Annotated in this window: 28 protein-coding genes; 6 read left to right on the top strand and 22 right to left on the bottom strand. The window is 50.8% G+C overall.

Translation table 11 applies throughout. The annotated features are described in order from the left end of the window. Nucleotides 1–9: 9 nt before the first annotated feature. The gene (locus C508_RS0100275) at nt 10–420 is read right to left on the bottom strand and encodes a MarR family winged helix-turn-helix transcriptional regulator (RefSeq protein ID WP_018701531.1); all 411 of its coding nucleotides are present in this window, start codon (nt 418–420) and stop codon (nt 10–12) included. Between the two features lie 265 nt (nt 421–685). On the opposite strand from C508_RS0100275, the gene C508_RS0100270 reads away from it, so the two are divergent. From C508_RS0100270 to pruA, 3 genes are all read left to right on the top strand, one after another. After that, complete coding sequence (locus C508_RS0100270; protein WP_018701530.1) at nt 686–2,113, top strand: amino acid permease; 1,428 nt, start codon at nt 686–688, stop codon at nt 2,111–2,113. Nucleotides 2,114–2,428: 315 nt separating this feature from the next. Next, complete coding sequence (locus C508_RS0100265) at nt 2,429–3,343, top strand: LysR family transcriptional regulator (protein ID WP_018701529.1); 915 nt, start codon at nt 2,429–2,431, stop codon at nt 3,341–3,343. A 130-nt stretch (nt 3,344–3,473) separates the two neighbouring features. Beyond that, nucleotides 3,474–5,105 (top strand): L-glutamate gamma-semialdehyde dehydrogenase, encoded by a 1,632-nt coding sequence (gene pruA, locus C508_RS0100260; protein WP_018701528.1) that lies wholly within the window; start codon nt 3,474–3,476, stop codon nt 5,103–5,105. A 78-nt stretch (nt 5,106–5,183) separates the two neighbouring features. Here the strand turns inward: pruA and C508_RS0100255 are convergent, their stop codons facing one another. The 8 genes from C508_RS0100255 to C508_RS0100215 all read right to left on the bottom strand — a co-directional run bounded on the left by C508_RS0100255 (nt 5,184) and on the right by C508_RS0100215 (nt 12,664). Further along, nucleotides 5,184–6,272: a M24 family metallopeptidase gene (locus tag C508_RS0100255; protein ID WP_422664639.1), complete on the bottom strand. Its 1,089-nt coding sequence runs from the start codon at nt 6,270–6,272 to the stop codon at nt 5,184–5,186. 83 nt (nt 6,273–6,355) lie between these two features. Beyond that, nucleotides 6,356–7,576: an EAL and HDOD domain-containing protein gene (locus C508_RS0100250; RefSeq protein ID WP_018701526.1), complete on the bottom strand. Its 1,221-nt coding sequence runs from the start codon at nt 7,574–7,576 to the stop codon at nt 6,356–6,358. A 162-nt stretch (nt 7,577–7,738) separates the two neighbouring features. Continuing rightward, nucleotides 7,739–7,903 (bottom strand): Flp family type IVb pilin, encoded by a 165-nt coding sequence (locus C508_RS20210; RefSeq protein ID WP_018701525.1) that lies wholly within the window; start codon nt 7,901–7,903, stop codon nt 7,739–7,741. Nucleotides 7,904–8,103: 200 nt separating this feature from the next. Next, nucleotides 8,104–9,951 (bottom strand): APC family permease, encoded by a 1,848-nt coding sequence (locus tag C508_RS0100240; RefSeq protein ID WP_018701524.1) that lies wholly within the window; start codon nt 9,949–9,951, stop codon nt 8,104–8,106. Between the two features lie 160 nt (nt 9,952–10,111). After that, nucleotides 10,112–10,549 carry a C-GCAxxG-C-C family protein gene (locus C508_RS0100235; protein ID WP_018701523.1) on the bottom strand — a complete coding sequence of 146 codons (438 nt, stop codon included), beginning with the start codon at nt 10,547–10,549 and terminating at the stop codon, nt 10,112–10,114. A 145-nt stretch (nt 10,550–10,694) separates the two neighbouring features. Continuing rightward, nucleotides 10,695–10,883 carry a hypothetical protein gene (locus C508_RS0100230; protein ID WP_018701522.1) on the bottom strand — a complete coding sequence of 63 codons (189 nt, stop codon included), beginning with the start codon at nt 10,881–10,883 and terminating at the stop codon, nt 10,695–10,697. 2 nt (nt 10,884–10,885) lie between these two features. Further along, on the bottom strand, nt 10,886–11,665 hold the full coding sequence (locus tag C508_RS17415; RefSeq protein WP_018701521.1) for an HpcH/HpaI aldolase family protein: 780 nt from the start codon (nt 11,663–11,665) through the stop codon (nt 10,886–10,888). Between the two features lie 372 nt (nt 11,666–12,037). After that, the gene (locus tag C508_RS0100215; protein WP_018701519.1) at nt 12,038–12,664 is read right to left on the bottom strand and encodes a LysE family translocator; all 627 of its coding nucleotides are present in this window, start codon (nt 12,662–12,664) and stop codon (nt 12,038–12,040) included. Between the two features lie 82 nt (nt 12,665–12,746). Here C508_RS0100215 and C508_RS20205 point away from each other — a divergent pair, with 82 nt between their 5' ends. Beyond that, nucleotides 12,747–12,896 carry a hypothetical protein gene (locus tag C508_RS20205; protein WP_018701518.1) on the top strand — a complete coding sequence of 50 codons (150 nt, stop codon included), beginning with the start codon at nt 12,747–12,749 and terminating at the stop codon, nt 12,894–12,896. Nucleotides 12,897–13,040: 144 nt separating this feature from the next. Here the strand turns inward: C508_RS20205 and C508_RS0100205 are convergent, their stop codons facing one another. Beyond that, nucleotides 13,041–13,439, bottom strand: a complete 399-nt coding sequence (locus C508_RS0100205) for a carboxymuconolactone decarboxylase family protein (RefSeq protein ID WP_018701517.1) — start codon at nt 13,437–13,439, stop codon at nt 13,041–13,043. Nucleotides 13,440–13,511: 72 nt separating this feature from the next. On the opposite strand from C508_RS0100205, the gene C508_RS0100200 reads away from it, so the two are divergent. Continuing rightward, a complete protein-coding gene (locus tag C508_RS0100200) occupies nt 13,512–13,898 on the top strand; it encodes a MerR family transcriptional regulator (protein WP_018701516.1) in 387 nt (128 codons plus the stop codon). Nucleotides 13,899–13,955: 57 nt separating this feature from the next. Continuing rightward, nucleotides 13,956–14,453: an L-2-amino-thiazoline-4-carboxylic acid hydrolase gene (locus C508_RS0100195; protein ID WP_018701515.1), complete on the top strand. Its 498-nt coding sequence runs from the start codon at nt 13,956–13,958 to the stop codon at nt 14,451–14,453. Between the two features lie 2 nt (nt 14,454–14,455). On the opposite strand, the gene C508_RS0100190 is transcribed toward C508_RS0100195, so the two are convergent. The 12 genes from C508_RS0100190 to nifE form a co-directional block, all read right to left on the bottom strand. Then, entirely contained in the window at nt 14,456–14,929 is a 474-nt protein-coding gene (locus C508_RS0100190) for an HD domain-containing protein (protein WP_018701514.1), read from the bottom strand. Nucleotides 14,930–15,017: 88 nt separating this feature from the next. Next, entirely contained in the window at nt 15,018–15,206 is a 189-nt protein-coding gene (locus C508_RS0100185) for a hypothetical protein (RefSeq protein ID WP_018701513.1), read from the bottom strand. A 204-nt stretch (nt 15,207–15,410) separates the two neighbouring features. Beyond that, nucleotides 15,411–16,076 (bottom strand): phenylalanine--tRNA ligase beta subunit-related protein, encoded by a 666-nt coding sequence (locus tag C508_RS0100180; RefSeq protein WP_018701512.1) that lies wholly within the window; start codon nt 16,074–16,076, stop codon nt 15,411–15,413. Between the two features lie 6 nt (nt 16,077–16,082). Further along, nucleotides 16,083–16,955 carry an AraC family transcriptional regulator gene (locus C508_RS0100175; RefSeq protein WP_018701511.1) on the bottom strand — a complete coding sequence of 291 codons (873 nt, stop codon included), beginning with the start codon at nt 16,953–16,955 and terminating at the stop codon, nt 16,083–16,085. A 30-nt stretch (nt 16,956–16,985) separates the two neighbouring features. After that, nucleotides 16,986–18,125 carry a M20 family metallopeptidase gene (locus tag C508_RS0100170; protein ID WP_018701510.1) on the bottom strand — a complete coding sequence of 380 codons (1,140 nt, stop codon included), beginning with the start codon at nt 18,123–18,125 and terminating at the stop codon, nt 16,986–16,988. 283 nt (nt 18,126–18,408) lie between these two features. Beyond that, nucleotides 18,409–19,209, bottom strand: coding sequence for a hydroxymethylglutaryl-CoA lyase-like TIM-barrel protein (locus C508_RS17410; protein ID WP_018701508.1), 801 nt, complete (start codon nt 19,207–19,209; stop codon nt 18,409–18,411). Continuing rightward, nucleotides 19,206–20,240, bottom strand: a complete 1,035-nt coding sequence (locus C508_RS19230; RefSeq protein ID WP_018701507.1) for a homocitrate synthase/isopropylmalate synthase family protein — start codon at nt 20,238–20,240, stop codon at nt 19,206–19,208. The genes C508_RS17410 and C508_RS19230 overlap by 4 nt, the downstream gene beginning before the upstream one ends. A gap of 36 nt (nt 20,241–20,276) precedes the next feature. Then, the gene (locus C508_RS0100150) at nt 20,277–20,897 is read right to left on the bottom strand and encodes a Fe-only nitrogenase accessory AnfO family protein (protein WP_018701506.1); all 621 of its coding nucleotides are present in this window, start codon (nt 20,895–20,897) and stop codon (nt 20,277–20,279) included. 38 nt (nt 20,898–20,935) lie between these two features. After that, the gene (locus C508_RS0100145; RefSeq protein WP_018701505.1) at nt 20,936–21,241 is read right to left on the bottom strand and encodes a (2Fe-2S) ferredoxin domain-containing protein; all 306 of its coding nucleotides are present in this window, start codon (nt 21,239–21,241) and stop codon (nt 20,936–20,938) included. Between the two features lie 380 nt (nt 21,242–21,621). Then, the gene (nifB, locus tag C508_RS0100135) at nt 21,622–22,893 is read right to left on the bottom strand and encodes a nitrogenase cofactor biosynthesis protein NifB (RefSeq protein WP_018701503.1); all 1,272 of its coding nucleotides are present in this window, start codon (nt 22,891–22,893) and stop codon (nt 21,622–21,624) included. 16 nt (nt 22,894–22,909) lie between these two features. Further along, a complete protein-coding gene (locus C508_RS0100130) occupies nt 22,910–24,301 on the bottom strand; it encodes a nitrogenase component 1 (protein WP_018701502.1) in 1,392 nt (463 codons plus the stop codon). Nucleotide 24,302: 1 nt separating this feature from the next. Continuing rightward, nucleotides 24,303–25,694 (bottom strand): nitrogenase iron-molybdenum cofactor biosynthesis protein NifE, encoded by a 1,392-nt coding sequence (gene nifE / locus C508_RS0100125; RefSeq protein WP_018701501.1) that lies wholly within the window; start codon nt 25,692–25,694, stop codon nt 24,303–24,305. Nucleotides 25,695–26,012: the final 318 nt, after the last annotated feature.

The following is a 26,012-nucleotide window of genomic DNA, read 5'->3' as shown; positions in this document are numbered from 1 at the left end:
TGTTATCACCTATACCTGTAAATTTTTTCGTATCGTTGCCATGGCCGCAAAAAGCGTTGTTACGTCCGTCTCCGTAAGACCTGCCAGCGCTTCTTGTTCCAGCTCGTCAATCAAACGACGCCCGGCTGCGTAAATTTCTTCGCCTTTGGCCGTCAAATGGATTAACTTTTCTCGCCGGTCTCTGCTGGGAAGCTGTTCCACCAGCCGCTTCGCCTCCAAGGCCTGCACGGAACGCGTAATCACCGGCTTTTTCACGCCGTAATAAGCGGCAATTTCCCCTAAAACAGTAGAACCATGATTTTTCACATAGTATAGCACCGTCCACTGCGAGTAGCACAAACCAAAACCCTCTAACCGTTCATTCAGCTTAGCGACAATCCGGCGCTGCAGGGGCAGACACTGCCTAAAGAATCCTTGCATGGAGCTTCCTCCGCTTTTTTACATATAGTTACCATTGTTAATTATTAGCAAGGGTAACTATATCTCGTTTCTTGTCGCTTGTCAAGGAACTACCGTGCATGATACAAAAACAGCACTTTCATAACTCCGCAAGCTTTCACTGTTTGTACTCCCGTTGTGGAATTTCTATAAAATACGATTGCCTGGAATGGACAGAAAATGTTACAATAACGTAAGAAAATTGCAAGGACAACTAAAATTCTAAAACAAAAAAGGAGGTCTAAGCGTGGAAACTCAAAACGAAAAGAATTTACGCTGGTACAACCTGGCCGTTATGGCCTTCATCATGGTCTGGGGTTTCGGCAATGTGGTAAACAACTATGCCAACCAGGGCCTGACGGTTATCGTTTCCTGGATTTTGATCAATGCCTTATATTTCATCCCCTACGCGCTAATGGTCGGCGAGCTGGGTTCAACCTTTAAAGAAGGCAAAGCAGGCGTCAGCACCTGGATGAGGTCCACCACCGGCCCGCTCCTAGCGTACTTAGCCGGCTGGACCTACTGGGTAGTCCATGTCCCCTATTTGGCGCAAAAACCGCAGATGATCCTGGTCGCGATGGGCTGGGGTATTTTCCAGGACGGCAAGTTTGTCAAAATGTTTAGCCCCATGGTACTGCAGTTGATGACCTTGGCTTTATTTCTTTTCTTTCTCTGGATTGCCTCGCGCGGCGTTACTTCTCTCAAACGCATCGGCATGATCGCCGGCACATCTATGCTTGTTATGTCTTTTCTTTACATCCTGCTGATGATGGCGGCTCCCGCCCTGCGCGGCGTCACCTCCGCCACTACCGATCTCAGTCTGCACACCTTTATTCCCAACTTTGACTTTACGTATTTCACGACCATTTCCATGCTGGTCTTTGCCGTCGGCGGCTCGGAAAAAATCGCCCCCTATGTCAACAATACGTATAATGCTTCCAAGGAATTCCCCCGGGGCATGATCATCCTCGCCGTTTTAGTCGTTCTTTCCGCATTGCTGGGCTCTTTGGCCATGGGCATGATGTTCGATTCCAACAACATTCCTAAAGACCTGAAAATGAACGGTCAATACTACGCCTTCCAGCTCTTGGGCCAATATTACGGCGTAGGCAATCTTTTCCTCATGCTCTATGCGTTTGCTCAATTTGCCGGACAGATTTCGGCGCTGGTTTTCTCTATTGACGCACCGCTCAAGGTCATGCTGGCCGAAGGCGATTCCAAATACATCCCCAACATCTTAACCAAAACGAATGAACATGGCGCTCCCATCAACGGCTACAAGCTAACTGCCGTTTTAGTGGGCATCCTCATTATCATCCCTGCTTTGGGCATCGGCAATATGAACGATCTGTACAACTGGCTGCTAGACCTTAACTCCATCGTTATGCCGTTGCGCTATCTGTGGGTGTTCGCCGCCTACATCGCCTTGCGCCGTCTGGCAGGTTCCTTTGTCTCCGACTACAAATTCGTTAAAAATCCTACTTTGGGCATGGGCATCGGCGCGTGGTGCTTCCTCTTTACCGCCTTTGCCTGCATCATGGGCATGTTCCCTAAAGGCGTAGCCGTCTACACCTCGCAGTGGTACTTCCAGATCACGCTTAACATCTTGACCCCCTTCGCCCTCCTGGCGCTGGGCTTGATTCTGCCTTCCTTCGCGAAACGTTTGAACAAATAAAACGAATAAGAAAAAATCCGCGACCAGCATTACGCTGCTTGCGGATTTTTTCTTTTTAAATACAATCCCCCTGGCCTGCGGGCCGTCCCCCTTTAACAAGGGGGACTTAAGCCGACCCTAGCTGCCTACAGCGCCGTCGCCGATTCTCTTGTTCAAAACTTGTTTTCGCCACTCTACAATAATCATCTCTTGTGGACTTAGCTACACTCTCCTTTGACTCTGCTTATCACAAATCACCTTGCCTACAAGCAAGTCTTCCAGTAAAGTAAAGGTAAGCTATTACCACCTATCGACACGCGAACGGAGGTTTTCTCTTTGCTTACTTCTAAATACTATATTTTCAGCACCATTGCCGAACTCGGCAGTCTCAGCAAGGCGGCCGATAAATTGAACATGGCCCAGTCCGGCGTCAGCTACGCAATCTCAACGCTTGAAGGCGAGCTAGGCTTTCCTCTTTTCAAAAGAGAACGGTCCGGCATGCTCCTGACGAATAACGGCGAGCGAATACTCGTACATGTAAAACAAATCTTGCACCACGAAGAACAATTGCTCCAGGAAGCGTTAGCAATCAAAGGCATTGAAACCGGTCTGGTCCGAATCGGCACATTATCCAGCGTTTCCATGCAATGGCTTCCCGGAATTCTTGCCTCTTTTCACAAGCAATACCCCCATATCGAAGTTAAGACCTATTTAGGGTGCTATGATGAAATGAACGAGTGGATTTCCAACAAAACCGTCGACTTCGGTTTTGTTTCTTTGCCGATCTCCAAGTCTTTCGAGGTTCAGCCGTTGTATAAAGATCGGCTAATGGTGATTCTACCGCCGCAGCATCCCCTGAGAGAGCAAGCATCCATCACCTTCTCTCAAATCCGGGATGAACAGTTCATCATGCCTCAATGGGGGGCGGATGATAATATACGCCGCACGCTTCTTGAGCATGGCGTGCAGCTGCAGGTCCAATACGAACTGATGGAAGAACGCACCATTTTAGCCATGGTCCAGCTCGGCCTCGGCATCAGCATCCTGCCTGAGCTCATTTTAGAGCACGTGCCGCCGGATGTACATCTAATCCCGCTAGCTCCAGAAGAACACCGCGTAATCGGCCTGGCGGCCCTTTCTTTCAAACAAATGCCCCCGGCCGCCAGAAAGTTTGTCCAGTGCGTCCATTCCTGGTTGGTAGAAAAAGATCTCCTGCATTTTCCTCTAACAAACACTTCAAAACGCAAGTAATCGAAAGCGCCTCTAAATAGCCTTCAAAGAAACTGTAGGGTCTCTTCAAATACTCATAATTCACCGGAGTTCCTCCTCTATGCTAAGATAAGGCCATATTATTTTTTATGTAAGTTAAGGAGGAGCCGCTATGAACAATGCCTATTTTGAAGTCAAACATCCTGTCAACGAGCCTGTTAAAGGCTATATGCCCGGTTCTCCGGAGACACTGGCCTTGAAAGAAGAACTACAGCGCCAGTTGGCGTCGTTCGTGGAAGTCCCTCTCATCATCGCCGGACAAGAAGTCCGTACAACCCGCAAAGAGCAAATCATCTGCCCTCATGATCATCAGCACGTATTGGGCGAATACTATGTTGCAGGCGAGTCGGAACTCAACTTGGCCATCGCTGCGGCGGAAGCCGCACGCGAAGAATGGGAACATATGCCTTGGGAACACCGCGCCAGCATCTTTCTGAAAGCGGCGGAACTGCTTACAGGCAAGTATCGCGCTAAGTTAGCCGCCTCCTGTATGCTTGGTCAGAGCAAAAACCCCTTCCAGGCGGAAATCGACATCATCTGCGAGCTGGCCGATTTCCTGCGCTTCAACCCTTACTACCTGCAAGAAATCTATAAGCAGCAGCCCTTGAGCACCGACGGCATTTGGAATCGTGTAGAATATCGCGCCCTGGACGGCTTTGTCGCCGCTATTACGCCTTTTAACTTCACTTCCATCGGCGGCAACCTGTGCACCGCTCCGGCCATGGTCGGCAATACGGTGCTTTGGAAGCCCTCGTCGACAGCGGTTCTTTCCAATTACTACTTCATGCAGATTCTCATGGAAGCCGGGTTGCCCGCCGGGGTCATCAATTTCCTTCCTTGCCGCGGCTCCGATTTCGGCAAGATCGTCGTCAGCCACCCAAAAATGGCAGGTTTCCATTTTACAGGCTCCACCGGCGTCTTCAACGGCATTTGGAACCAAGTCGGCCAAAACATCGCCAACTATGTTACGTATCCGCGCCTGGTCGGCGAAACCGGCGGCAAAGACTTCATTTTTGCCCACAAGTCGGCTGATGTAGAAGCGCTGACAAGCGCTCTTGTCTTGGGCTCCTTTGAGTATCAAGGACAAAAATGTTCCGCCGCTTCCCGCGCTTATATTCCGGCCAGCCTCTGGAGCGAAGTAAAACCCCGTCTGGAAAAAGCAGTGGCCGCCATCAAAATGGGCGATGTCTGCGACTTCACGAATTTGATGAATGCCGTTATTGACCGCAAATCTTTCGATAACATCAAAAGCTATGTAGACTACGCCAAAAGCTCCCCGGATGCGGAAGTCATTATCGGCGGCGGCTGCGATGACAGCATCGGCTTCTTCGTAGAACCTACGGTTATTTTGGCTAAAACTCCTACCTTTAAAACCATGGTGGAGGAAATCTTCGGACCGGTTCTCACCATCTATGTATATCCGGATGCCGAGCTGGAGCAAACCCTCCATGCTTGCGACACCGCTACCGTGTATGGCTTGACCGGCGCGGTCTTCGCCCAAGACCGCAACGCCATCATCAAGATTGCAAAAGCCCTGGATCATGCGGCAGGCAACTTCTACATTAACGACAAGCCAACCGGTGCCGTTGTCGGACAACAGCCCTTTGGCGGCAGCCGCGCTTCCGGCACCAACGACAAAGCCGGCAGTGCAGTCAACCTGCACCGCTGGATCAGTCAGCGCGCTATCAAAGAAGTGCTGTCCCCCCGCACTACGACGACCTACCCTTACATGATCGAAAAATAAACACCTCTTTACGCAAGCAACAGCGGAGCGCACCGATCGGTGCGCTCCGCTGTTTTGCAGCTACCTCTGCATCTCCCATTACTCCACAATGGTCAGCTCTTTCGAATACGCATTCAGCACCTCGCAGCCGTCATCCGTGACCAGCACCAAATCCTCAATGCGTACGCCCAGCTGTCCTGGCAAATAAATGCCTGGTTCAATGGAAAAAATCATCCCCGGCTGCACCATTTCCGTGTTGACCGCAGAGACATCGCCAAAATCATGCGTCTCCAGCCCAATCGAATGCCCTGTACGATGAGTGAAATTAGCCCCGTACCCGGCACTCGCGATAACTTGCCGCGCAGCCGCGTCAATATCACAAAAGCGCACCCCCGGCTTCACCGTAGCAATGGCCCTCCGGTTGGCCTCCAGTACGGTTTCATATATTTTGCGACCCAACGGCGTAACCTGCCGATAAAAGACCGTCCGCGTCATATCCGCGCAGTAGGAATCTTTTTTGCAGCCCACATCGAGGAGTACACAATCGCCCACCCGCACCGTACTTGTGCCTGTTTTGTGATGTGGATCGGCGGCATGCGCGCCATAAGCAACAATAGGAGTAAAGGAAAACCCTTGCGCTCCCAAGCCTTCATAGATATCCAAAAGCTGCCTGGCCATCGTCTTTTCGGACAGCTCTTGCGGTATCAATTCCAGCAAATGCTTCATAGCCCTGTCATTAACACGAGACGCCGCCCGCATCAACGCGATCTCCTCTTGGTCCTTGCACATGCGCAGGCGATCCAAAACCGCCGACCCGTTGACAAAGCGGCTGCCGCCTTTTAACTCCATCAGTCGCAGCAAAAACCGCGCCGGCCAATTTTTATCCACGCCCATAAGCCGATCCTTACGGACCCGCTCCGCTACTTTAGCCACCGCGTCCTGAGTGTCATCAAAACGCACAATTTCTACACCGATCTCTTCCTGCAACGGAAACAGCTCATTCAGAAAGACCAGCGGTTCCTGCTCCAAGCTTACATACAAAGCCAACATCCGTTCCCCCGGCGAAAACCACTGCCCTGTGAGATAGTAAAGCGATGCTGGATCCGATACCAGCAGTTGCGGCATTTCCGCCACCTTCATGCCTTGCAGCAGTCGCTGCAGACGCTCTTGTTTTATCAAGTCAAACACTTCCCTTGCCGGTTCTTTCTTTTGATTAATTTCTACATAAAAAAGAAAACCCCTGGAAGGAGGTTTCTTTTTTCGCTACGCTCTCAAGCGTCTTTCCTAAATAGCTCTTGCTCCCAGCAAATTGCCGAAATATAGGTCGGCGCCAGTTGATCATAGGGAAGCCTGAGTTCATCGCTATATTGCTGCACGTCCCACCATTGACCTCGTTCATAAGCAACGACTAAATTCAGCACTGTATTCAAGACATTTTTTCCTCCTAGCAGCGCTTGCTTCACCTCTTCACCAACAGGCAAGTATTCTAAAATATCCGCTAGCGATTTACCTATAAATACATCCAGCAACGAAAACAAGCCTACAAAAAAGAATTGCTCCACTGCCATCCTGCATTGGGGCAAACAAGCCGCAATCAATTCGCAATGCCGCCCTCTTAACACAGACACATGTAATACTTCAGAAGGCTGATCTTCTCCCAAATTGCGCAAGGTCACTAAAGCCAGCCATTTTGCCAATTCACGCTGTCCAAGCAGCGCCGCGGCATGGCGAATGGATTGGATCGGCGAGCGAAAGCTAAAAAATGCCGAATTGACATACTTTAAAAGCAAAAACGATAGCGACATATCTCGTTTAACAATTTCTTCAAACCTTCTCAAATCGACATTTTCAGCATAAAGTTCCTTCAACAGCCGCAAATGCTGAATGCTCGCCAATGGCATTTCTTTTTGCGATAAAATAATTGGTTTTTGAAAAAAATAACCTTGAAAGAAAGAATATCCTTGTTTGCGCGCTCGCATAAATTCTTCTTTCGTCTCTATTTTTTCCGCCAAATATTCCGGTTGATGAACGTCATGGCGCAGCAAATACTCCCTTGCTTCAAGGCTTTGAGGGTTTTTAAAATCCACTTTTATGATATCGGCAATTTTAGCCAACGGAAGCCACTCCGGCGCTGGCAAAAAATCATCCAATACAAGCCAATAGCCTTCCTGTTTCAGCTTCTTACAGGCCTGCAACAAGGCTTCACTAGGAATAACCGTCTCTAGAATCTCAACCGCAAGAATATTTGAAGGCAATAAATGAGGAACTTGTTGCAACAACAATGCTTCATTAAAATTCACAAAAGCTCGTTTTCCTTCAGCAATGGTATCTATGCCCATTTGCAAAAATACATTGGTCAGGACGTCGGTAGTAGCTTGATTATCATCAATTGGTTCGGCACGATTGAACATGCCGTTGCGATAAAGCAGTTCATAAGCCACTACTTCAATTTTATTGTCGAAAATAGGTTGTCTGGCAACAAAAACCTCCATACTCCCCCTCCTCTTCTCTTTTATAACGATGCTAGACTACGCTGCGGAGGAATATTGGCACCGGGTTTAGATGCGAGCCAGCCGCCAAAACAATGCGTTCATTCCGACTTGCAAGTCTTCCACTCGGCAAGCGCTTCCATGAACAAAGTCATCGTACATTCTCTATAAGTTTTGTAGAGTAGCAGCGATCTCGGTATAAAGTTCTTGGAGGCCAACGCCCAGTAGCGAGGCCGCGCCAACGACCGCAAGAAAGACAAGCAACAAAATTAATGAATACTCTACGCTTGCCTGCCCCTTCTTATCTAAAACGAAGATACGCAAATTCATAGCCTCTTGTCGCTCCTTTCTCCGACATACCTTTTAAAAGATTATTTTTCTGATCGCTTCAAGCATATCGTATCTCTATTTTATATGAGTCTACGCCTATTATACTTGCCTATATATTAACAAATTATTCCATTAATATATAGGCCATTTCTTTTCATCGAATAAGAAAAGCAGCCTTGCCAGGCTGCTTTTCTTATTCTCTATTCTTTTAAGTGGTATGGCACGGTGCTAACGATCACATTGGTTTTCCAAATCAGAGCGTTACGCAAAAACAAACCGGTCTGGCCGTGCAAAAAACGATGCCACGGCTTACTGGTCTCAAACTCCGGAATAATCACCGTAATATAGTCATTAGGCCCCTTCTCGCGTTCTTTCTTTTCAATAAACTGGATCAGCGGCCGCATGAGCAGCCGAAAAGGAGACCGGATAATCTTCAATTCCACTCCGGGGTCCCAAAGCTGCCATTTTTCGCGCAGTTTTTTTTCCGCTTCGGCATTATCCGCGATATTGACGGCAATAATATTATCGCCGATGGTTTTAGCGTAGCGAATGGTATTGTAGACCACCCGCGTCGGCGTAGCCACAGGAACGATAATAATATGCTTACCCTTGGGAAATACTTCAGCGCCCTGATTGTAGCTCTCCTCTGGCAGATGCAATTGATCGGCTACAACATTATAATGCGCCCGTACGGCTTTGAAGATATAAATCATAATCGGAATAAAGACAAGGACAATCCACGCGCCGTAGAGGAATTTTGTCGCCGTAATAACAGCTACAATAATGCCGGTCACGGTCGCGCCCAAACCATTAAGAAACGCCCGGAACTGCCAACCGGCGCCTCTCTCGCGGTTCCAATGAACCACCATGCTGCTCTGCGCCACGGTAAAGGAAATAAAAACGCCGATGGCATAAAGGGAAATCAAATGCTCCGTGTTGCCCTGAAAGGCGACAATCAAAAGCCCAGCAGCCACGGTCAGCAGGATAATGCCGTTAGAAAACGTCAGCCGCTCGCCTCTAGCCGCCAAATAACGCGGCATATAGCCGTCCTTAGCCACAATGGACATAAGCACCGGCAAGCCGTTATAAGCCGTATTGGCCGCCAAGTACAACACCAGCATAGTTGTAATCTGAATATAGAAGTACATAGGCGAACGTTCGAAAATCTGTTCCGCCAGTTGCGACATAGCCGTTACTTCCGGTATCGGCATAATATGATAGTGCATAATCAAATAGGAAATGCCGATAAACATAAAACCAAGAATGCCCGCCATCCAGTAGGTCGTCACGGCGGCATTACGAGCTTCAGGCGAACGGAACATAGGCACGCTGTCAGCAATCGCCTCTACGCCTGTCATCGAACTACAGCCATTGGCAAAAGCGCGCAAGACTAAAAACAGCATGGCCCAATCCAGCTGCTGTTTTGCCATGGAAGCCGCCGGGAGTATATACGGCGCATCAAACAGCGATTTCCAAACGCCAACTCCTATCAGTACCACAACGCCTAGCAAAAAGGCGTATGTCGGAATCACAAAGGCATTGGAAGACTCACGCACGCCCCGCAAATTCACCATCATTAAGATGCCGAAGAGCACCACCAAATCCAAGGTTACTTCATTCCCCGACAACTCTGGAAAGGCTGAAATAATTGCCGCGGTTCCCGCAGACACACTCACCGCAGCAGTAAGAACATAATCGGCAAACACCGAACCTGCCGCTACCAGCGCCGGCATCTCTCCAAGGTTTTTCTTAGCTACCGCATAGGCGCCGCCGCCGCCCGGATTGGCTTTCGCCACCTGGACATAGGACAAAACAACAATCGCCAGGAGCAGCAAAATTGACAACGCTACTGGCGACATGTAGCCGTAGGCGACAATGCCTGGAGCGGCTACTAAAGTAATCATAATCTGTTCCGGACCATACGCTACCGAAGACAGTGCGTCTGAAGAAAAAATAGACAGTGCCTTCCATTTCGGCAATTTTTCATGCGCAAGCTCACGATTGTGCAAAGGTCTGCCAATCAAAGCCCGTCTCACCCAGCGCATCATAAAGTACCACCTCGTACTTTCAAGCATTCATTTGCTAAATTAAAACAAGCCATACCGACTCAATATAGCAAAAGAAGGCGGCAACGTCAATCAATCTTATTGTTTTCTTTCCAACTCCAGATCTCCCGTTTTTCCAAAAAGATACGCCTGTTTTACCTATCTATTTTGTCGCGGCCGAAAATAAAAGGTTTTCCAAAATTTCCGCTGCGCCTCGCACATACTGGGCGCAATACTCATGACCAAGGCCGCTGTTTTTGCGACCCTCACGGCCATTTTCCGTACTCAAATCAAAGCCTAGCAGGTTCGTGCAGTGAATAGAGCCGTATTTCGCTTGAAACTCTTTGGCAAAGGCCTGTACCAATTGATATGTTTCTTCTTTGGGCAGTCCCTTGGCCCCAATCGCCATGAACGCTCCGGTTGCCGCGCCGCAAGCTTCGGACAAATTTCCCATGCCGCCGCCAAAAGCTCCGGAAATGCGCAACGCCGCCTCTTCTGGAATTCCCAAAGCCGGACCATACACGAAAAACACCGCCTGAGAACAAGATTTACCATCCATAAAGGCTTCTACTGCCTGTTGTACTCGTTTCTCATTACTCATGCTACTCACGCTCTCTTTCATCATTCATACTACTATCGATAAGATTCCTGATCCATCTTCCATTTCCTTCAAGGCTCTTACAATCATTTATTATATAACCGCTTAGTACCTTCCAGCTACTTTCGGTTTTAGTTCGAACGCCTTTTTAATCCAGCAATTCTACTGCATCCAGCTCCTTGCCGCAGTGCGGACAGCAGACAGGTTCTTTTTTCAAGCTAAACATTTGACGATACTGCTCAAATTTTTCACCGCAATGACGACATTGCCGCCAGCATCGTTCTCTAAGTGTTTCTTCCCCCGCCGCCCGGGCAATTACATGACTTGTCACCATCATTCTCACTCTCCCTTAGCCGCTTCTTGCTGTACCGTCTGTACAAACCGGCGCGCTTCCCTGCCGAAAAGGCCAAAGGCGCTGGTTAAAATCATTTGAACTCCTTGCTGCACATATCCTTCCGCCGCTTCCCCGGCGCGGACCACGGTCCCCACCGGCTTGCCAGCAGCCCGCCCCGCCGCCAATACTATTTCATAGCCTGCTTGCACCAGTGGATGCTGGCCTTGTCCCGGGACGCCCACCGCCTGCGAATAATCCATGGCGCCAAAAATTACGCCATCCAATCCCTCTACCTGTAAAATATCCGGCAACGCTTCCATAGCCGCCGTATTTTCGATAATGGCCAGCACTACCGTCTCCCGGTTGGCCTCCTGCGCATAGTCCGCCAAGGGCTTCTCCATACCGTATCCGGAAGCGCGCACGCCATTTAGCCCTCGCTTTCCCATCGGATGATATTTCACTGCCGAGACGGCCGCCTTAGCTTCTTGCGCACTGGACACGCCCGGCAAGATGACGCCCATCGCCCCCACATCCAGATACCGCAACAGCGTGCTCTCCTGCAAATCCGGCACCCGCACCAACGGCGTAACGCCCCGGACCTCCGCCGCCCGAGCCAGGCCTTCGCAGTCCTCCGGCGATAACGGCCCGTGCTCCGCATCTAAAAAGACAAAATCAAACCCAGCCAAATCGCAGATTTCCACCAGCGCCGGCAGATACCCCTGCAGCATGCAGCCGGTAACCAGCTCTCCTTTTTGCAGTTTTTCCTTCATCGTGTTATGTCTCATATTGAGTACCTCCAAATCAGCGTACAATGACTGCGGAATGCGGTTTTAAACAGGAGTAAAGGGAGTCAAAGAAGGGTACGAATGAGGGCTACGAGTTTTCAAATCCCTCCGCCGCTACGGCGGCACCTCCCTTTAACAAGGGAGGCAAAATATAATCCAGCACGGCAAACCCTTGTTTTCCTTTCGTATTTCGACTACCACTCATTTTTTATTAAAGGTCCAATACTTTAATGAACACTCCGCCAAAACTAGAGATTTTCCGTCAGGCGCGAAAGAAAACGCAGGCATAGCGGCGCTCTGCCGAGGATTTCTGACAAAGTCTGATGAAAAAAGCACTGTTTGGGCGCGAGATGTGAATAAAGTTTTGGCCCTTTAGCGCTCGGAAGTCAATAGCTTAACCCCCAACAGCACATAGATGCCGCCGCAAATCTTGTTAAGGCGTTTAGCCATCGTCTGGCTCTGCCGCAGGCAGGCGGTTACGCGAGCTGAGCAGAACACCAAAAACAAGCACCATAGCGTACCGGTTGTCAAAAAAGTAACACCCAGCAGCATGAAGGGCAAAATGCCATATTGATTCTGCGAGTCAATAAACTGCGGCAAAAAGGAAACGAAGAACAATGCCACTTTGGGGTTCAAGACATTGGTCAAAAGCCCTTGCAGATAGATATCTTTTCTAGATACTTCCTCTGTTTGCACGGCCGCCAGCATGCTTTCCTTGCTGCGCAGAAGCTGCAAGCCCAAATACCCCAGATATAATGCACCGGCTATCTTGACCGCCATGAACGCTTCAGCAGATTGCGCCAAAAGCACCGAAAGCCCTAACGCCGCCAACAGCGTATGTACCGCACAGCCGGAGCTAATGCCCATCACCGAATATAACCCCGCCTTCTTCCCCTGCGACACGCTGCGTCCCAAAATATAGAGAGTATCCGACCCTGGCGTAATATTAAGAACAATACCGGCTAATAAAAACATCTCATAATGGCTAATGCCAAACATAGAACCGACTTCCTTTCAAATACAAAACATAAGAAAAGCCGAAAACACAGACCAGAGAGAGTGGCTGGAGTAAAAAGAAGGTATGGCTGATACTACGGTGGCCGTGACTGTATTTGAGACTTTTTTGGAGCAAGACGGTCCGCAGGACGCAAAAACAGGAGACGATGGAAAAAAGTTCCGTATGTCTGAGCGCCAGCGAGTTCACGGAACTGCCGTCGTCTCCTATTTTTGAGAGTCGCGCGGAAATCTTGCCTCAAATACAGTTATGCCGCCGGTCATATAGAATCTCCCAAACCTTGAAAAACTTATAAATCCTGGCAAACGTGAAAAAGAAGCATTGAATGCCTCAATGCTTCTTTTGTTTCTACGTCGCATATTAAATTTCCTTTGACTCCAGCGACACTTGACGCTGCGCAAAAATCCGTTTAGCCACTGCCACGGCATTGAGCACTCTGGGAAAACCGGTATAGGGAATGCACTGCAAAAAGGTTTCTATAATCTTCTGCGGCGTTACGCCTACGTTCAATGCTCCGTGCAAATGCACCTCCAACTGCGTCTCGCAGCCTCCCAGGGTCAGCAAGCTGGCTAATGTAATCATTTCCCGCTCCTGCAGATCCAGCCCTTCGCGGCAATACACATCCCCAAAAGCAAATTCTACAATATAACGCCCTAAGTCCGGCGCAATATCTTTAAGCCCGTCCACTACCATTTCACCGGCATGGCCGTCCACCTCCGCCAGTCTGTCCCATCCCTTTGTCCAACGTTCATTTTGCATTGTTTTAGCCCCCTCTACTTGTTATACTAAAAGCATAGTACTTAAAGTTAACTTGAAGTCAAGGAGTTTTTTATGAGTTATGCCATTGGACAATTCTCAAAGCTGACCGGCCTCACTGGCCCGACGCTGCGCTACTACGAACAAGAAGGTTTGCTATCAGTACAACGAGACGCCGCCGGACGCCGCGAGTACACCGAGCAGGATGTCGAATGGCTTCATTTCATCAAGCGCCTCAAAGAAACAGGTATGCCCATTCGAGAAATTCGCCGCTATGCTCAGCTGCGCTATCAAGGAGACAGCACGATGCAGGAACGGTTAGCAATGCTGGAAGAGCATCACAAAAATGTCTTAGAGGAACAGAAAAAGTTAGCGGAAAACCTGCGGAAGCTGGAAGAAAAGCTGACTTTCTACCGTCAGGCGCTGCAGTACAAAACACCAAGCAAAGGAAAGAGAAAATAGAGGGCAACAAAACAGGGCAAGCTACAAATAAAAATTAAAGCTAAAGGAGTCTACGTTATGAATAATGAAGAAACCATCTCCCGCACGGAAGCAACCCGGCAGGTTCGGCAAATGGGCAAAATGACCGCATCGCTCTACTACCATCTTTGCCGTCAAATGATTGACGCCGTAGGCCCTGAAGCAGCCAAAGGAATTGTCACCAAGGCCATTGCCGCTTTAGGAGAAGAACGAGGACAATCCCAAAAAGAAGCCGTTCTCGCCGCCGGCTACGAACACCTGCCGCGGAACTACGTCAAGGTTTCGGACCTTCCTTCCCTAGGCTGGGACATGGAGCCAGCGGAACAGCCGGAAAATGATACGCATATCCGTATTACCTATTGCCCCTTCGCTGAGGTTTGGAAGGAAAAAGACTTTGCTGAATTTGGCCGATTATACTGCTATATCGACCAAGCAAAATACCAAGGCTTCCACCCCGACAGTGATTTAGTTACACTGCAAAACACGCTCGAAGGCGCTCCCTACTGCGAAATGGTTTGCCGCAATAAAAAAGGCTAACCCTACAGCCCCAGTTCCGTCCGTACTTTCTCAAGGCGCTCCCTCTGCTCCGGACGAGTCAGCTCTTGCCCATATTGAAAGCAGTCCAGCACATCGGCGTCTTTAACGATTTCCTCCAGCGGCGTCCCCACTATATCTTTATTGCTGTGATGCTTTACCGCTAATGCCAATTGCTCGCACTCCTCCGATGAAAAGCAGTCTTGTTGCAACAAAAAATTCTTCACAGGTTCATAGCCGTTTTCGGCGTGATTCTTTTGCTTGCCGGTTACAATCCGGCCAAAATCATGCAGCGAGCATGCCAGCGCCGCCATTTCTGGATTCACGCCCCGTTTCACCGCCAGCCACTGCCCGATTTGCGCGCAACTGGCCAAATGGAGGCGCTCCCAGTGCAAAGGGTAATCTCGTTCTGCCTTATGGTTCTCCTGTTGAGCAATTACATCCAACAATTTCGTTTGCACATTCCAAATCCGATTCATAAAGTTCCTCCGTAATCTTCATTATAGTTTAATAGACAAAAAAAGAGCCCCTATACAGGGAACCCTAAACTAAATCTAATACACTCATTTACGTCTTAGCGGCGCTGCAGTCGTCCCGCCATAAACAATCAGCCTGACCACAATCCGAATTCATTTCATTGAAGCAAGGACGATTCCCCTCTTCAATCTGAATGGCGTGAATTAAGTCCGCCTTCTTGCGCCGTCCTGGCTTAAGCCCCCTACTTCTCGCCAATTCCTGCACTTGCACCATTTTCATTGAAACTCCTCCTTTAACCAAAGAGAATCATCTTGCCAACAGTACACTTTCTTATGACCATTTTTCATTTCTTCGACACAATTGTTGCGTTTCCTTTTTCTAGAAGAAATCCATAAGACTCGTTTTCATCCATAAAACCTTATAACTTCTAGTATAGAAACAAAAACAAGCCCCGACCAGTACCTCTACTGACCAGGGCTTGTTTTATTCATATATTTTTTGCTCTCTTCGCAACGCTTGCGGTGCCGCCAATCTTACATAGCTGTAAATATCCTCCAAGTGCTGTTCCACCGTTTTCCGAGAAACACCCTCTGGCGCATATACGGTAAAAACAGCATTCTTTGTTTCCGGAGCGATGCGAGTTCTTTGATCCGGCCCATAGATAATGCTGGAAAGAACGCCTACGTCATCCCGCAAAAACATGTCTTGAACCTTTAGCGTCTGCTCTTTGCCATTTATCAGCACATACGTCTCTTCACCGTTTGCCGCATCCAAGGTCAGCGTTCCTTGTACCTGACCCAAATCATGGCCTGCCGTTAGCAAGCCATTTTTTAATTCCGCCATAAACATGGCTTCCACCAAAGGAGTCACGGACGGAATGCTTTTGCCTTTGAAGATCACTGATTCCAATTGCTGCCGCACATGATAGGTTTTTTTAAATCGCTTATAGTATTGGCCGTATGCCGCCAATACGGGCGAATCATCCAGTTCCTCCTTGGAGGCAAAAGCTACACGCAAATCCTCTTCCACTTGCCGCCGCTGCACTTCCAACAACTCGGACAACTCTGCACACTGCGCGTTCTCCACTATCAGTACGCCCATGGAAGCGCCCTCATACTGATGACGCCAATTCTCCGTCAATATCAACATACAAGTTCATCTCCTCTCGTACTTCATTGTAGCTCGTAGAGAAGATTTTTCTTGTACGTTCTTGCTGTATTGTTTCGGACTGACTCCGGTAATCTGCTTAAACTGCCTAGAAAAATGACCTTGATCAGCAAAGCCCGTTTCTTGGGCCACATACGCTAACGGTAGGCCTTGCCGCAAAAACAGCTGCGCTTGCCGCACCCGCACCTGCTTAAGATACGCATGCGGGGGCACCCCCACAGCCGCACGAAATTGACGCAGCATATGAAACGAGCTTAAGCCGCAAAGTCGAGACAGTTCTTCTAAGGAAACATTTCTCACATACATGGCCTCAAGATAGTCCTTCACTAAGGCAACCGCCCTCGTATCAGCTGACCATGTTTGCTGTCTCCGTTTTTCACCATAGCGGGCGACAAAGGTCGTCAAGAGCGTCAACAACTGACTTTCTTGCTCTAAAAGTGACAGCTCCTCGCTTTCCAATTGACGATGCAAATTGCTGATAGCGCGAGCCAGCGCAGCATCCTCCAGCACGCCGGCAGCAATAAAAGGCAGCCTGTTTTCTTTACCGGACAACTCGAACACCACTCGTTCCATCAAAGAGTTATCCAGATAAAACATGCGATACGTCCAGCCGTCTTCGCCAGCGGCTTCCCCGTCATGAGCCTCGCCGGGAATCACTAAGTTAACGCAGCCGGGAAAGGCCGTCAGGCATTCGCCGCGATACGAAAAACGCAGCGCTCCCTGCTCTACCGCGCCTAATGCAAAGCCTTCGTGAAAGTGACGGGAGAACGACTGTTTGACATAGAAAGCGTGCAGCAATTCCACCTGCGGCAAGTGCCGAGAACGCCAAAACTTTACGCGTTCCTTGCTCGATTCCGTCAAGACAATCCCTCCCTTTCACATGCCTCTGCTTTACTTCTTTTTCTCCGCCAGCTGCGTTAACAACCCGCACCACAGCTTAAAACGAGACTCTAACGAAGATAGCTCCAAATATTCTTCCTCACTATGAGCGCGTCCGCCAACCGGACCCAAGCCGTCCAGCGTCGGCACGCCCAAATGCGCGGCAAAATTTCCATCAGAACCGCCTCCTGTGGCCGCCCAGTTTACAGAAATATCCATCTCCGCACCTATCTGCTCCAAAATTTCGCCTAAGGCCAGCGTCTGCGCCGAAGGCAGCATAGGAGGCCGCCTCAACCCTCCCGTCACTTTTACAACAACGCCAGCAGTAAAGGGTGTTGCTTCTTTTTTTCGCAAAAACTCTTCAACCAGCTCTACCTCGCTAATATCTAAAACACGCACATCCACCTGCGCCCGCGCCTGCGCCGCCACCACGTTCGGCGCACTGCCGCCAGCTATAACTCCTACATTTACCGTCGTCCCCGCCTCATAATTAGTTTTTTCCTGCAGCGCCAAAATCCAATGCGCCAGCTCTTCTACCGCGCTGCGGCCTTTTTCATGGTCCGCTCCTGCATGAGCCGCCACACCGCAAATCTCTAATTCATAGCGAGCAATACCTTTGCGTTGGTTCACCATATCACCATTAGGCCGCCCCGGCTCGGCCACTAAAACGCAGCCGCTTTTGACGGCCAGCTGCTCCAGCCATGCCCGAGAGTGAACCGAGCTAATTTCCTCGTCCGCGTTAAAGGCAACGCGGACGGCAAGTTTTTTAAAAACGCCGTCTTGCTGCAAGGATTGCAACACATAGTGCACCAGTGTCAAGCCGCCTTTGCAATCGACCACGCCAGGTCCGTACGCCCGCCCGTCACGCACGGCAAAAGGCCGCTCAGCAGCGGTGCCGGCGGCAAAAACCGTATCCATATGACCCAAAATCAACACATCGCAAGGCGCATCCCCGCAATTGCTGATTTCCAGACTCGGTCCTATCACGTCATGAAACCGATGCGCTTGCACCGACCACCCCAACTGTTTAAAACGCTCGGTGAAAATCCCGGCCACCATCGCTACCCCTGCGGCATTTTTCGAGCCGCTGTCGATATTGACTAACTGTTCTAAGTCCTGCAGGTATTGCTGCAAATTCAGCCTTCCGTCCACGTTCTGCGCCCCCAATAGTGCTGTTTCTTTTTATTTTATCACAGACACTGGCGCTGGAAGATAAAAAAAAACGAAGGATTTGAACAAGAGTCACGATGAGAAGCGGAGGGTATGACTGAGGGTACGAAAAGCGAATTTAACAATATGCATGAAGAGCTGCTGGAGGCTGTAGTTGTATTTGAGACTTTTATTGAAGCAAGACGGTCCGTAAAACTCACACTTTACCTAGGGAACCGCAGCTTTAATGCGCGCTCCGTCAGAACGCGAATAAAGTAGCGGTTCCCTAACTCCCGCATGCTAATTGCACTTCGCCGCGCAGTGCAGGCAGCAAATCTGCTTTCATATTGCTTTTCTGCTCCTTAGCCAGGGCCAGCGCTTCTTGCACGCCCTCCAGCGAAGCATTTCCCGCTCGTTCGCCAATGCCGCCCACCGTAACGCTCACCCACTCAATACCTGCTTCAATTGCCGCCAGCGTATTAGCCACAGCCAAACCGAAATCGTTATGCCCGTGAAATTCAATAGGCAGAGGGCAATATTCGCCAAGCGTCTTCATTTTTTCATACACTCCAAATGGCTCCAAACATCCTACGGTATCAGCATAACGGATGCGCTCGGCGCCCAGTCCCGCCGCTAAACGCGCAACCTCTAAGAAGAAATGAGGGTCCGCCCGGGAAGCGTCTTCCGCACCCACCGTCACCCGGCAGCCCCAAGATTTAGCGTAGGGAATGCTTTGCGCCAACTGCCCCAACAGCCAAGAGCGACTGCGCCGCATTTTTTTGACTAAATGGTGATCCGAAACAGGAACCGATATGTGCACCCACTCAAAACCGCAAGAAACCGACGCATCGATATCTTCTTTGCGAGCGCGATTCCATGCCAATACGGGACAAGAAAGCCGCTGCTGCACAATGCCGCGCAATGCGTCCTGCTCGGCAGCTCCCATAATCGGCGTACCTGCTTCAATCGCTGCCACTCCAGCCCCTGCCAACAAATGCGCAATGCGCAGCTTATCCGCTGCGCTAAATGCCAAACCCGCCTGCTGCTCCCCATCCCGCAAGGTTGTATCGACAAAATGCACGCTCATGCTGTTTCCTCCCGCCACAAGGCCAGCAATTCCTCATCGGAAATGGCCCGTTTGCGCGCCACCGCCAAAGCGCGTATTTTCATCAGTAAAGTCTCCGCGCGGCTGGGAAAAGGCAGTCCTAATTCCTTGAATTTCACGCGCAGCGAAGTCGTACCGGAATGTTTTCCAAGAATAATCTTTCGTTCGGCCCCTACCAAGTCCGGCGGAAACGCTTCATACAGTCCTGCGTCCTTCGCCACACCCGCCACATGCAGCCCCGACTCATGGGCAAAAATATTTTCTCCGATAATGGCTTTATTCGCTGCTGTTTCCTCACCTAAGAGCTGCAGCAGCCAACGGCTGCGCTGCGCCATATTCACTGGCACCGTTAAAGGAACTTCGCCAAGCTGCCGCAAAAGCAGCAGCACTTCTTCCCATGGAGCGCTATTGTTCTTGCCGCCTACAGACACCGCCAAGCGGCGCACGCCAGCGCGCCAAGCCGCCCAAGCGTTTGCCGTCGCCAGCTGTTTCTCATTGGAACCGTGAAATTCCAGTTCCAGCTGCGGCCACTGCTGCTGCAAAAGGTCCAGATGCTCCTGCAAAAGCAGGGGTTGCAAGATGCCGGCAGTATCCTTTAAGGCAAGCCCCTCTAGCCCTGCGGCACAGAGCATAGGCAGAACCGCTTGCCAAAGTAAGCCGGACGCCAAAGAAGCATCCTCTACCAGAAGCATCGCCCGCAGCTTTTGCGCTTTCGCCTCACGTAGCACTTCCACGGTGTACGCCGGCAGCCCTTGTTGCAAAGAGCACGAAAACAAGACCTGTTGAAAACCTAACTGCGCCGCCTCTGCCGCCGCCCCCTGCGCGAGCGGCAAGATAGCCCGGAAAGCTTCCGCCTGTGTTCGCAGAGGCAGAACCTTCCCCAACGCCATCGGCACATCCAGCAACGAAATCTGGAAATGCCTCATTTCCTTTAAGACGGCCCTTGCCGCCGCAGGCCCTAACGACGTCGCTTCACGCAATGTTTGGTCTATAAACAACACATCCTGAGCCATGCTCTCACCTTCCCGCTCTTGCCGATTTTAGCTATCTTATTTCCCTTGCAAAAGTACTTTCCACTCTCCCGAGGGCAGTTTCTCTTTTTCCCCTGCAAAGGAGCCGCCGCTTTGCCACTCGCATTCCAACCACGGCGGTACATGAGTACAAACAATTTCCAAGGAAGAAAAGCTCTTCCCTTGCAGCCATGGCTGCAGCACTTGTTTAGACGTAATACCGCCGCTAGCCCGCTGCACTTCGCTTATGGAAATACGATAGCGCCCTTCTCCCACTTCCTCAGGAACTGGTATCTTGATCGCCTCAGCCTCCGGCTTGACAGCCGCCTGCAGTTCTTCACCAGCTAATACTTCGTCCAGCCAGCCTGTCGGAGCGCCTTGCATCTCCCAAAGAGAACAGCCGGCTTTCTCTAGTTCATAATAAGGAACCCCCGTAATCGCAGAAGCCACAACCACCCGGCAGCCGTCCAGAAAATTCACCATCGCAGCCAACTGCTTGCGCAGTCCCGTCAAGCCGCCGCCCGCCGACATTAAAAGCGGCATGGAGCGTTCTTCTTGCCAGCTTCCTTCTTGTCGGCGATAAACCCGCAGCAAGCCGCCTTGATCCATCGATGCGGTTTCACCGTTGACCGCCATCAGCACTGCAATTTCCTTAGCCATACTCCACACCCTTTCTACGGAGAGCTATTACGCCTCTCTCAAAGCGCTAACCGTTCTACAACGCGGCCTGCCGCCAAATGCTCCTCGACAATTTCCGTCACATCGTCTTCGCTGACTTTGCCGTACCAGACATTATCCGGGTAGACCACTACAATCGGGCCTTCCTCGCAAAGACCAAAACAGCCTGTGTTCGAAACAAAAATGCCTTCCAAATCTTCTTCTTCAATGGCCTCCATAAAGGCGTTTACCAAATCCACCGCGCCCTTTGTATGACAAAATCCCTTTTGCTGCCCCGTCATCCGGGAACTCGTACAAATAAATACATGCTTCTTCGGTTTTTCCATTGCCAGACCCCTTTCGCTTTTCGCATTTTTATAAGAAAACCAGAAAAAAACAGGCCGCAAACAAGAGTCGCGGGAGAATCGGAGGGTACGCATGAGGGTTGCGAATTTTAAACAAGAACAAATGGATTAACGGGAGGTTCGTAGCCGCCGGTGTTTTTGCGACTTTTTTGGAGCAAGCCGGTCCACAGGACGCAAAAAGGGAAGGCGATGGAGAAAAGTTCCGTATGTCTGAGCGTCAGCGAGTTGCGGAACTGCCGTCGCCGCCCATTTTTGCGAAGCTTGCGGAAATCTTGTCGCAAAAATATTGGCGGTTGCCATGAATACTCGGTAAAAAACCATTTTGGCGTAGCAGTGAATCAAATGATAGTTTCCAAGAAAAATCACATGGCCCGCTTCTGCCGCAAACATTCCGCTGCAAACAACAATCCCTCGTCAACGCTGTTGCACGATTCGACGCTGACAATGCCCGCCTGCTGCAGCCGCGCTTTGGCACCCTGTCCAATGCGCATGGTCAATACCGCATCACAATCGGAAAGCAATTGTACGAGACTGCTCTTATGCATGTCATCCTCTTCGCAGACGTCTTGTCCCCGGCAATATCGGAGGCTAGGACGCGTCTCCAAAAACTTCATCTGCTTGCCTCGCACCTGGTAGATATGAAACTGCTCCGCATGGCCGTAATGCAAATCCACCAGCTTTTGATATTTCGAGGTAACCGCAATACGATATACGCCTGCTGCAACCGCAACAGGCTGCACCGGCTGTTCGTGAAGGCGATACTTTGATGATTCGTCCTGCGTCAACAGGCCAATCGCGTCAGCTCGGCACTGCTGGCAATGACGCATCTGCCGCAAATCAATCTGGCAGCGCTCTCGCAACGCGTCCAAGTCGCGCCGATTGGTCTGCGGTAAATGTTCAAAAGCGCTTCCAGGGGCCGGGATGAGCGGCATGATATTACTCACAAAAGCGCCTAAATCCCTGGCTTTTTTCACTACCTCCGGAATATGCGCCTCATTCACTCCGGGAACCATGACCGTATTGACTTTCACCAGCGCCCCTGCCGCTGTCAGCTTGGCAATGCCGGCTTGCTGGTTCTCCAAAAGGCATTTAGCCGCCTCTTCACCTCGCAGCACCTTATTTTCATACAGCACATGGCGGTATAATTTGGCCCCAACCGCTGGATCCAAAGCATTCATGGTTACCGTAATATGACGGACCCCCAGCTCTAGGAGCTCATCCGCATAGGTCGGCAGCATCAGCCCGTTGGTGGATACGCAAAAGACTACCTTTTCATCAACCGCCCGAATGGCGCGCAGCGTCTTGGACACAGCCGGCCAGTTAGCCAAGGTGTCTCCAGGACCGGCAATGCCGACAACGCTCAAGTTTGGCATTTCGCGCTTCACCCAAAGAAACTTCTCCAGCGCTTCTTCCGGCGACAACACCTCGCTGGTCACGCCAGGACGGCTTTCATTGACACAGTCGAATTTCCGATTGCAATAATTACAGCTAATATTGCAGGCCGGGGCCACAGGCAAGTGCATGCGCGCATACTGATGATGCGCCTCAAATGAATAGCAGGGATGTTTCGCGGTGCTGGCGGCCAGCTCCGGGGACATGCCCTCGTACATACAGGAATCGGATTGACAGCTCATGAGGCCCGCCTCCTTTTCAATTACGCCCGTCTTCAGCGTATCGTTTTTCTTCCGGCCGCCAAAAGGCGTCGGTCATGGCCTGCCGATAGTGTTTATGCTTATGGTCTAAAAGAGAATTGGTCAGCCGGTCTAAAAGAAGAGCCGTCCCCTCATATCCTACCGACAACTGCCTAGCGCCGCCTACGCGATCCAAAATAGGAAAGCCCAAGCGCACCAGCGGAATGCCGCAGCGCTCTTCCAAGTAACGACCTTCGGAAGAACCAATGACCAGATTGATCTGTCGCTCTTCTACTGCTTGGCGAATAGAAACAAAATCAGCCCCCGCCAACAGCAGCGGTGTTTCCCGAAAAGCTTCCAGCTTTTCTTCCAGCAGCGATACCAGAAGACTGCTTCGGCTGCCGCTAGCGGCAATTACCGGCAATAGGCCGTTTTCCAAGCATACCGTTGTTACCGCGTAGACCATGTCCGGTTCGCCGTAAATAGCGCAGCGTCCGGCAAAATTGTACTTGTGGCTGTCTACCATGGCGTCTTGCAGGCGTCCGCGCTGCTGCGCCAGCGATGCCGGTATCTTTTTGCCGCTGACCTCTTGGAGCGTTGCCAAAAACAAATCCGTATTTTCTAAGCCGATTGGCAGCGGCAGCGTATAACAAGGAACGCCAAAGCGTTCTTCTAAATAGGTTCCTGCGGAAAAAGCCTTTTTAACGGTACAGCCCAGCTGCAGCGTCGCCTTCGCGCCGCCCATGGTCCGAATATCCTTCAGCGAAGTCCCTCCCGGCCCTAGTTTGCGGTATTCTTTCAAATACGGCTTGTCCAGCGTCTCGGAAATATCCGGCAAAAACGTATAGGATACGTCCATCGCTTCGAGCAGGTTTTTGATCCAGCGAATGTCCGCCGGACTAAGAAGCGCGCTAACGATATTGATGCCGTCGTGTTTGACTTCATCCGTCGCCAGCGTCTCTACTACCGCTCGCAGCGTCCGGTGGTAGCCCTCGCCAAAGCTATCGCCGTAACCGGGAGTTGAAGCCGCTACTAGAGCCACATCTGCTTGCGGATGGCTTTGCAGGTATTCTTCAGCGGTACGCTTTACATCTTCGCCGATGGTTTCAGCCAAACAGGTAGTCACGATGCCGACCACCTCCGGATGATAGACGGCGCAGATGTTGTCGATAGCCTGCTTAAGCTGGCCTTCGCCCCCGTAGACAGTGCCTTTTTCATTTAGAGAAGAGGAGCCTACGTCGATAGGCTCATTATAATGTTCGGCGATATGACGCCTCATATACGTACTGCAGCCTTGAGAACCATGCACAATCACCATTGCTTTTTCAATACCCTTCAAGGCCAAAATGCCGCCCATAGGCATGCACATATTGCAGGGATTTTCATTCACATTGCGGCTGCGCATCACCATGCTACACACCGCCTTTCTTCAGCCACGGCGCTTCGCCCAAATGCCGCCAAACCGGCGAACAAATGGAAGAATACACTTCCTTGGCAAAATTCAGCGCCCCTACATAGCCGCTCAGAGGGTGCTTGCGGTCATGATTATGGTCCAAAAACGCCCGCCCCAGCTTGTAGGCCAAAGGACGTTCTTTCACGCCCCCAACCAGAAGATCCGCCCCTTGCTCAAGCAAGAACCGCTCCAGCTCCGCCGGATTGGCGTCGTCTAAGATAACAGCGCCTTCTTGAACCAAGTCATTCATCAGCGCATATTCTTCTTTGCGCCCAGTCTGGCTGCCCACCATAACCACTTCCATACCCACTTCGCGGAACTGGCGAATCAACGAGACAGCCTTAAAGCCGCCGCCCACATATACCGCCGCTTTTTTCCCTTCCAGATGTTGTCGATACGCCTCTACTTGCGGCGCGTAAGCTGCCGCTTCCACCGCAATGACCGCTTCCGCGTTCGTTGCAATCTTCGCCTCTCCCAGTTCTTGCGCAATGGCTCGCAGCGAAGAAGCCGTATCGTCCATGCCTAAAAAAGAAACTTGCAGCGAGGGAATGCCGTACACATCTTGCATATTCCCCGCCAGATACTGCATCGAACCGGCGCATTGAATGATGTTCAGCTCCGCTTCCGGCGCCCGTTTCAAATCGGCGTACGTAGCGTCGCCGGTAAAAACCACATTCAGTTCTACGCCCAACCGGCACAGATAGTCGCGAATAATCCAAGCTTCCCCGGCTAGGTTGAAATCTCCCAGGTAGTTAATCACCGGCTTGCCGCTTTTGGCGCGGCGTTCTTTGCGGCGGCGCGCCGCCTCCGCCGGTTCGACGGCAATGAGTCGCAGCAATGCGTCGCAGGCAGCCCGGTAACCGGCGGCTTTGTTGCCGATAAAGCCGCTGGATTCTACAGGCAGCACTTCAATATCGTGCCGCTCTGACGCCGCCTTGCAGACGGCCTTCAAATCGTCGCCGATCACGCCGACAATACAAGTAGAATATACGAAAGCCAAGGGCGGACGGTATTTCGTAATCAGTTCATCCAAACAAAGAGCCAGCTTCTTTTCACCGCCGAAAATAATGTCTTCTTCTTGCATGTCTGTTGAAAAGCTGTTACGAAACAGCTCTTCGCCGCTGCTCAGACTGCCCCGGATATCCCAGGTATAGCTGGCGCAGCCGATAGGGCCGTGCACCAAATGCAAAGCGTCGGTAATCGGATTGAGCACGACCCGCGCGCCGCAATAGACGCAAGCCCGTTGACTGACGCAGCCGGCAATGCTGTCGGCGTCGCACTGCAGGGTTTTCTTCTGTCCTTTGGTTACAATAAACGCGTCTCTAGCCGCTAGACTTCTCGCCTCTTCCATGGCGCACACCTCCCTTTTGAGGGAATCACTGCTTGCTTCGCATCACGCGCCAGGACATCCATTTCTCCGCCATACTTTTTCAGAAAGCCTCGGCAGAGCGTTGCTATGCCTGCGTTTTCTTTCGCGTATGACAGAGAAATGACTAGCCCTGACGGTGTGCTCAGGCAAGCATTATTTCCCTTTTGGCCCACAGATTTATTCCTAAGATAACTTTACAGAAAAGCATTCGTTTCATCCGTGGCGCCTTAATTTTTAAGCACTTTCTTTATGGAACATAAACCGCAGGTCAAATCCCCCTGACCCTGCGGGCCATCCCCC

It is taken from the genome of Anaeromusa acidaminophila DSM 3853 (assembly GCF_000374545.1).
Lineage (GTDB): Bacteria > Bacillota > Negativicutes > Anaeromusales > Anaeromusaceae > Anaeromusa > Anaeromusa acidaminophila.
The sequence above is the reverse complement of the archived record's forward strand: the minus strand, read 5'-3'. Positions and strand labels throughout refer to the sequence as shown.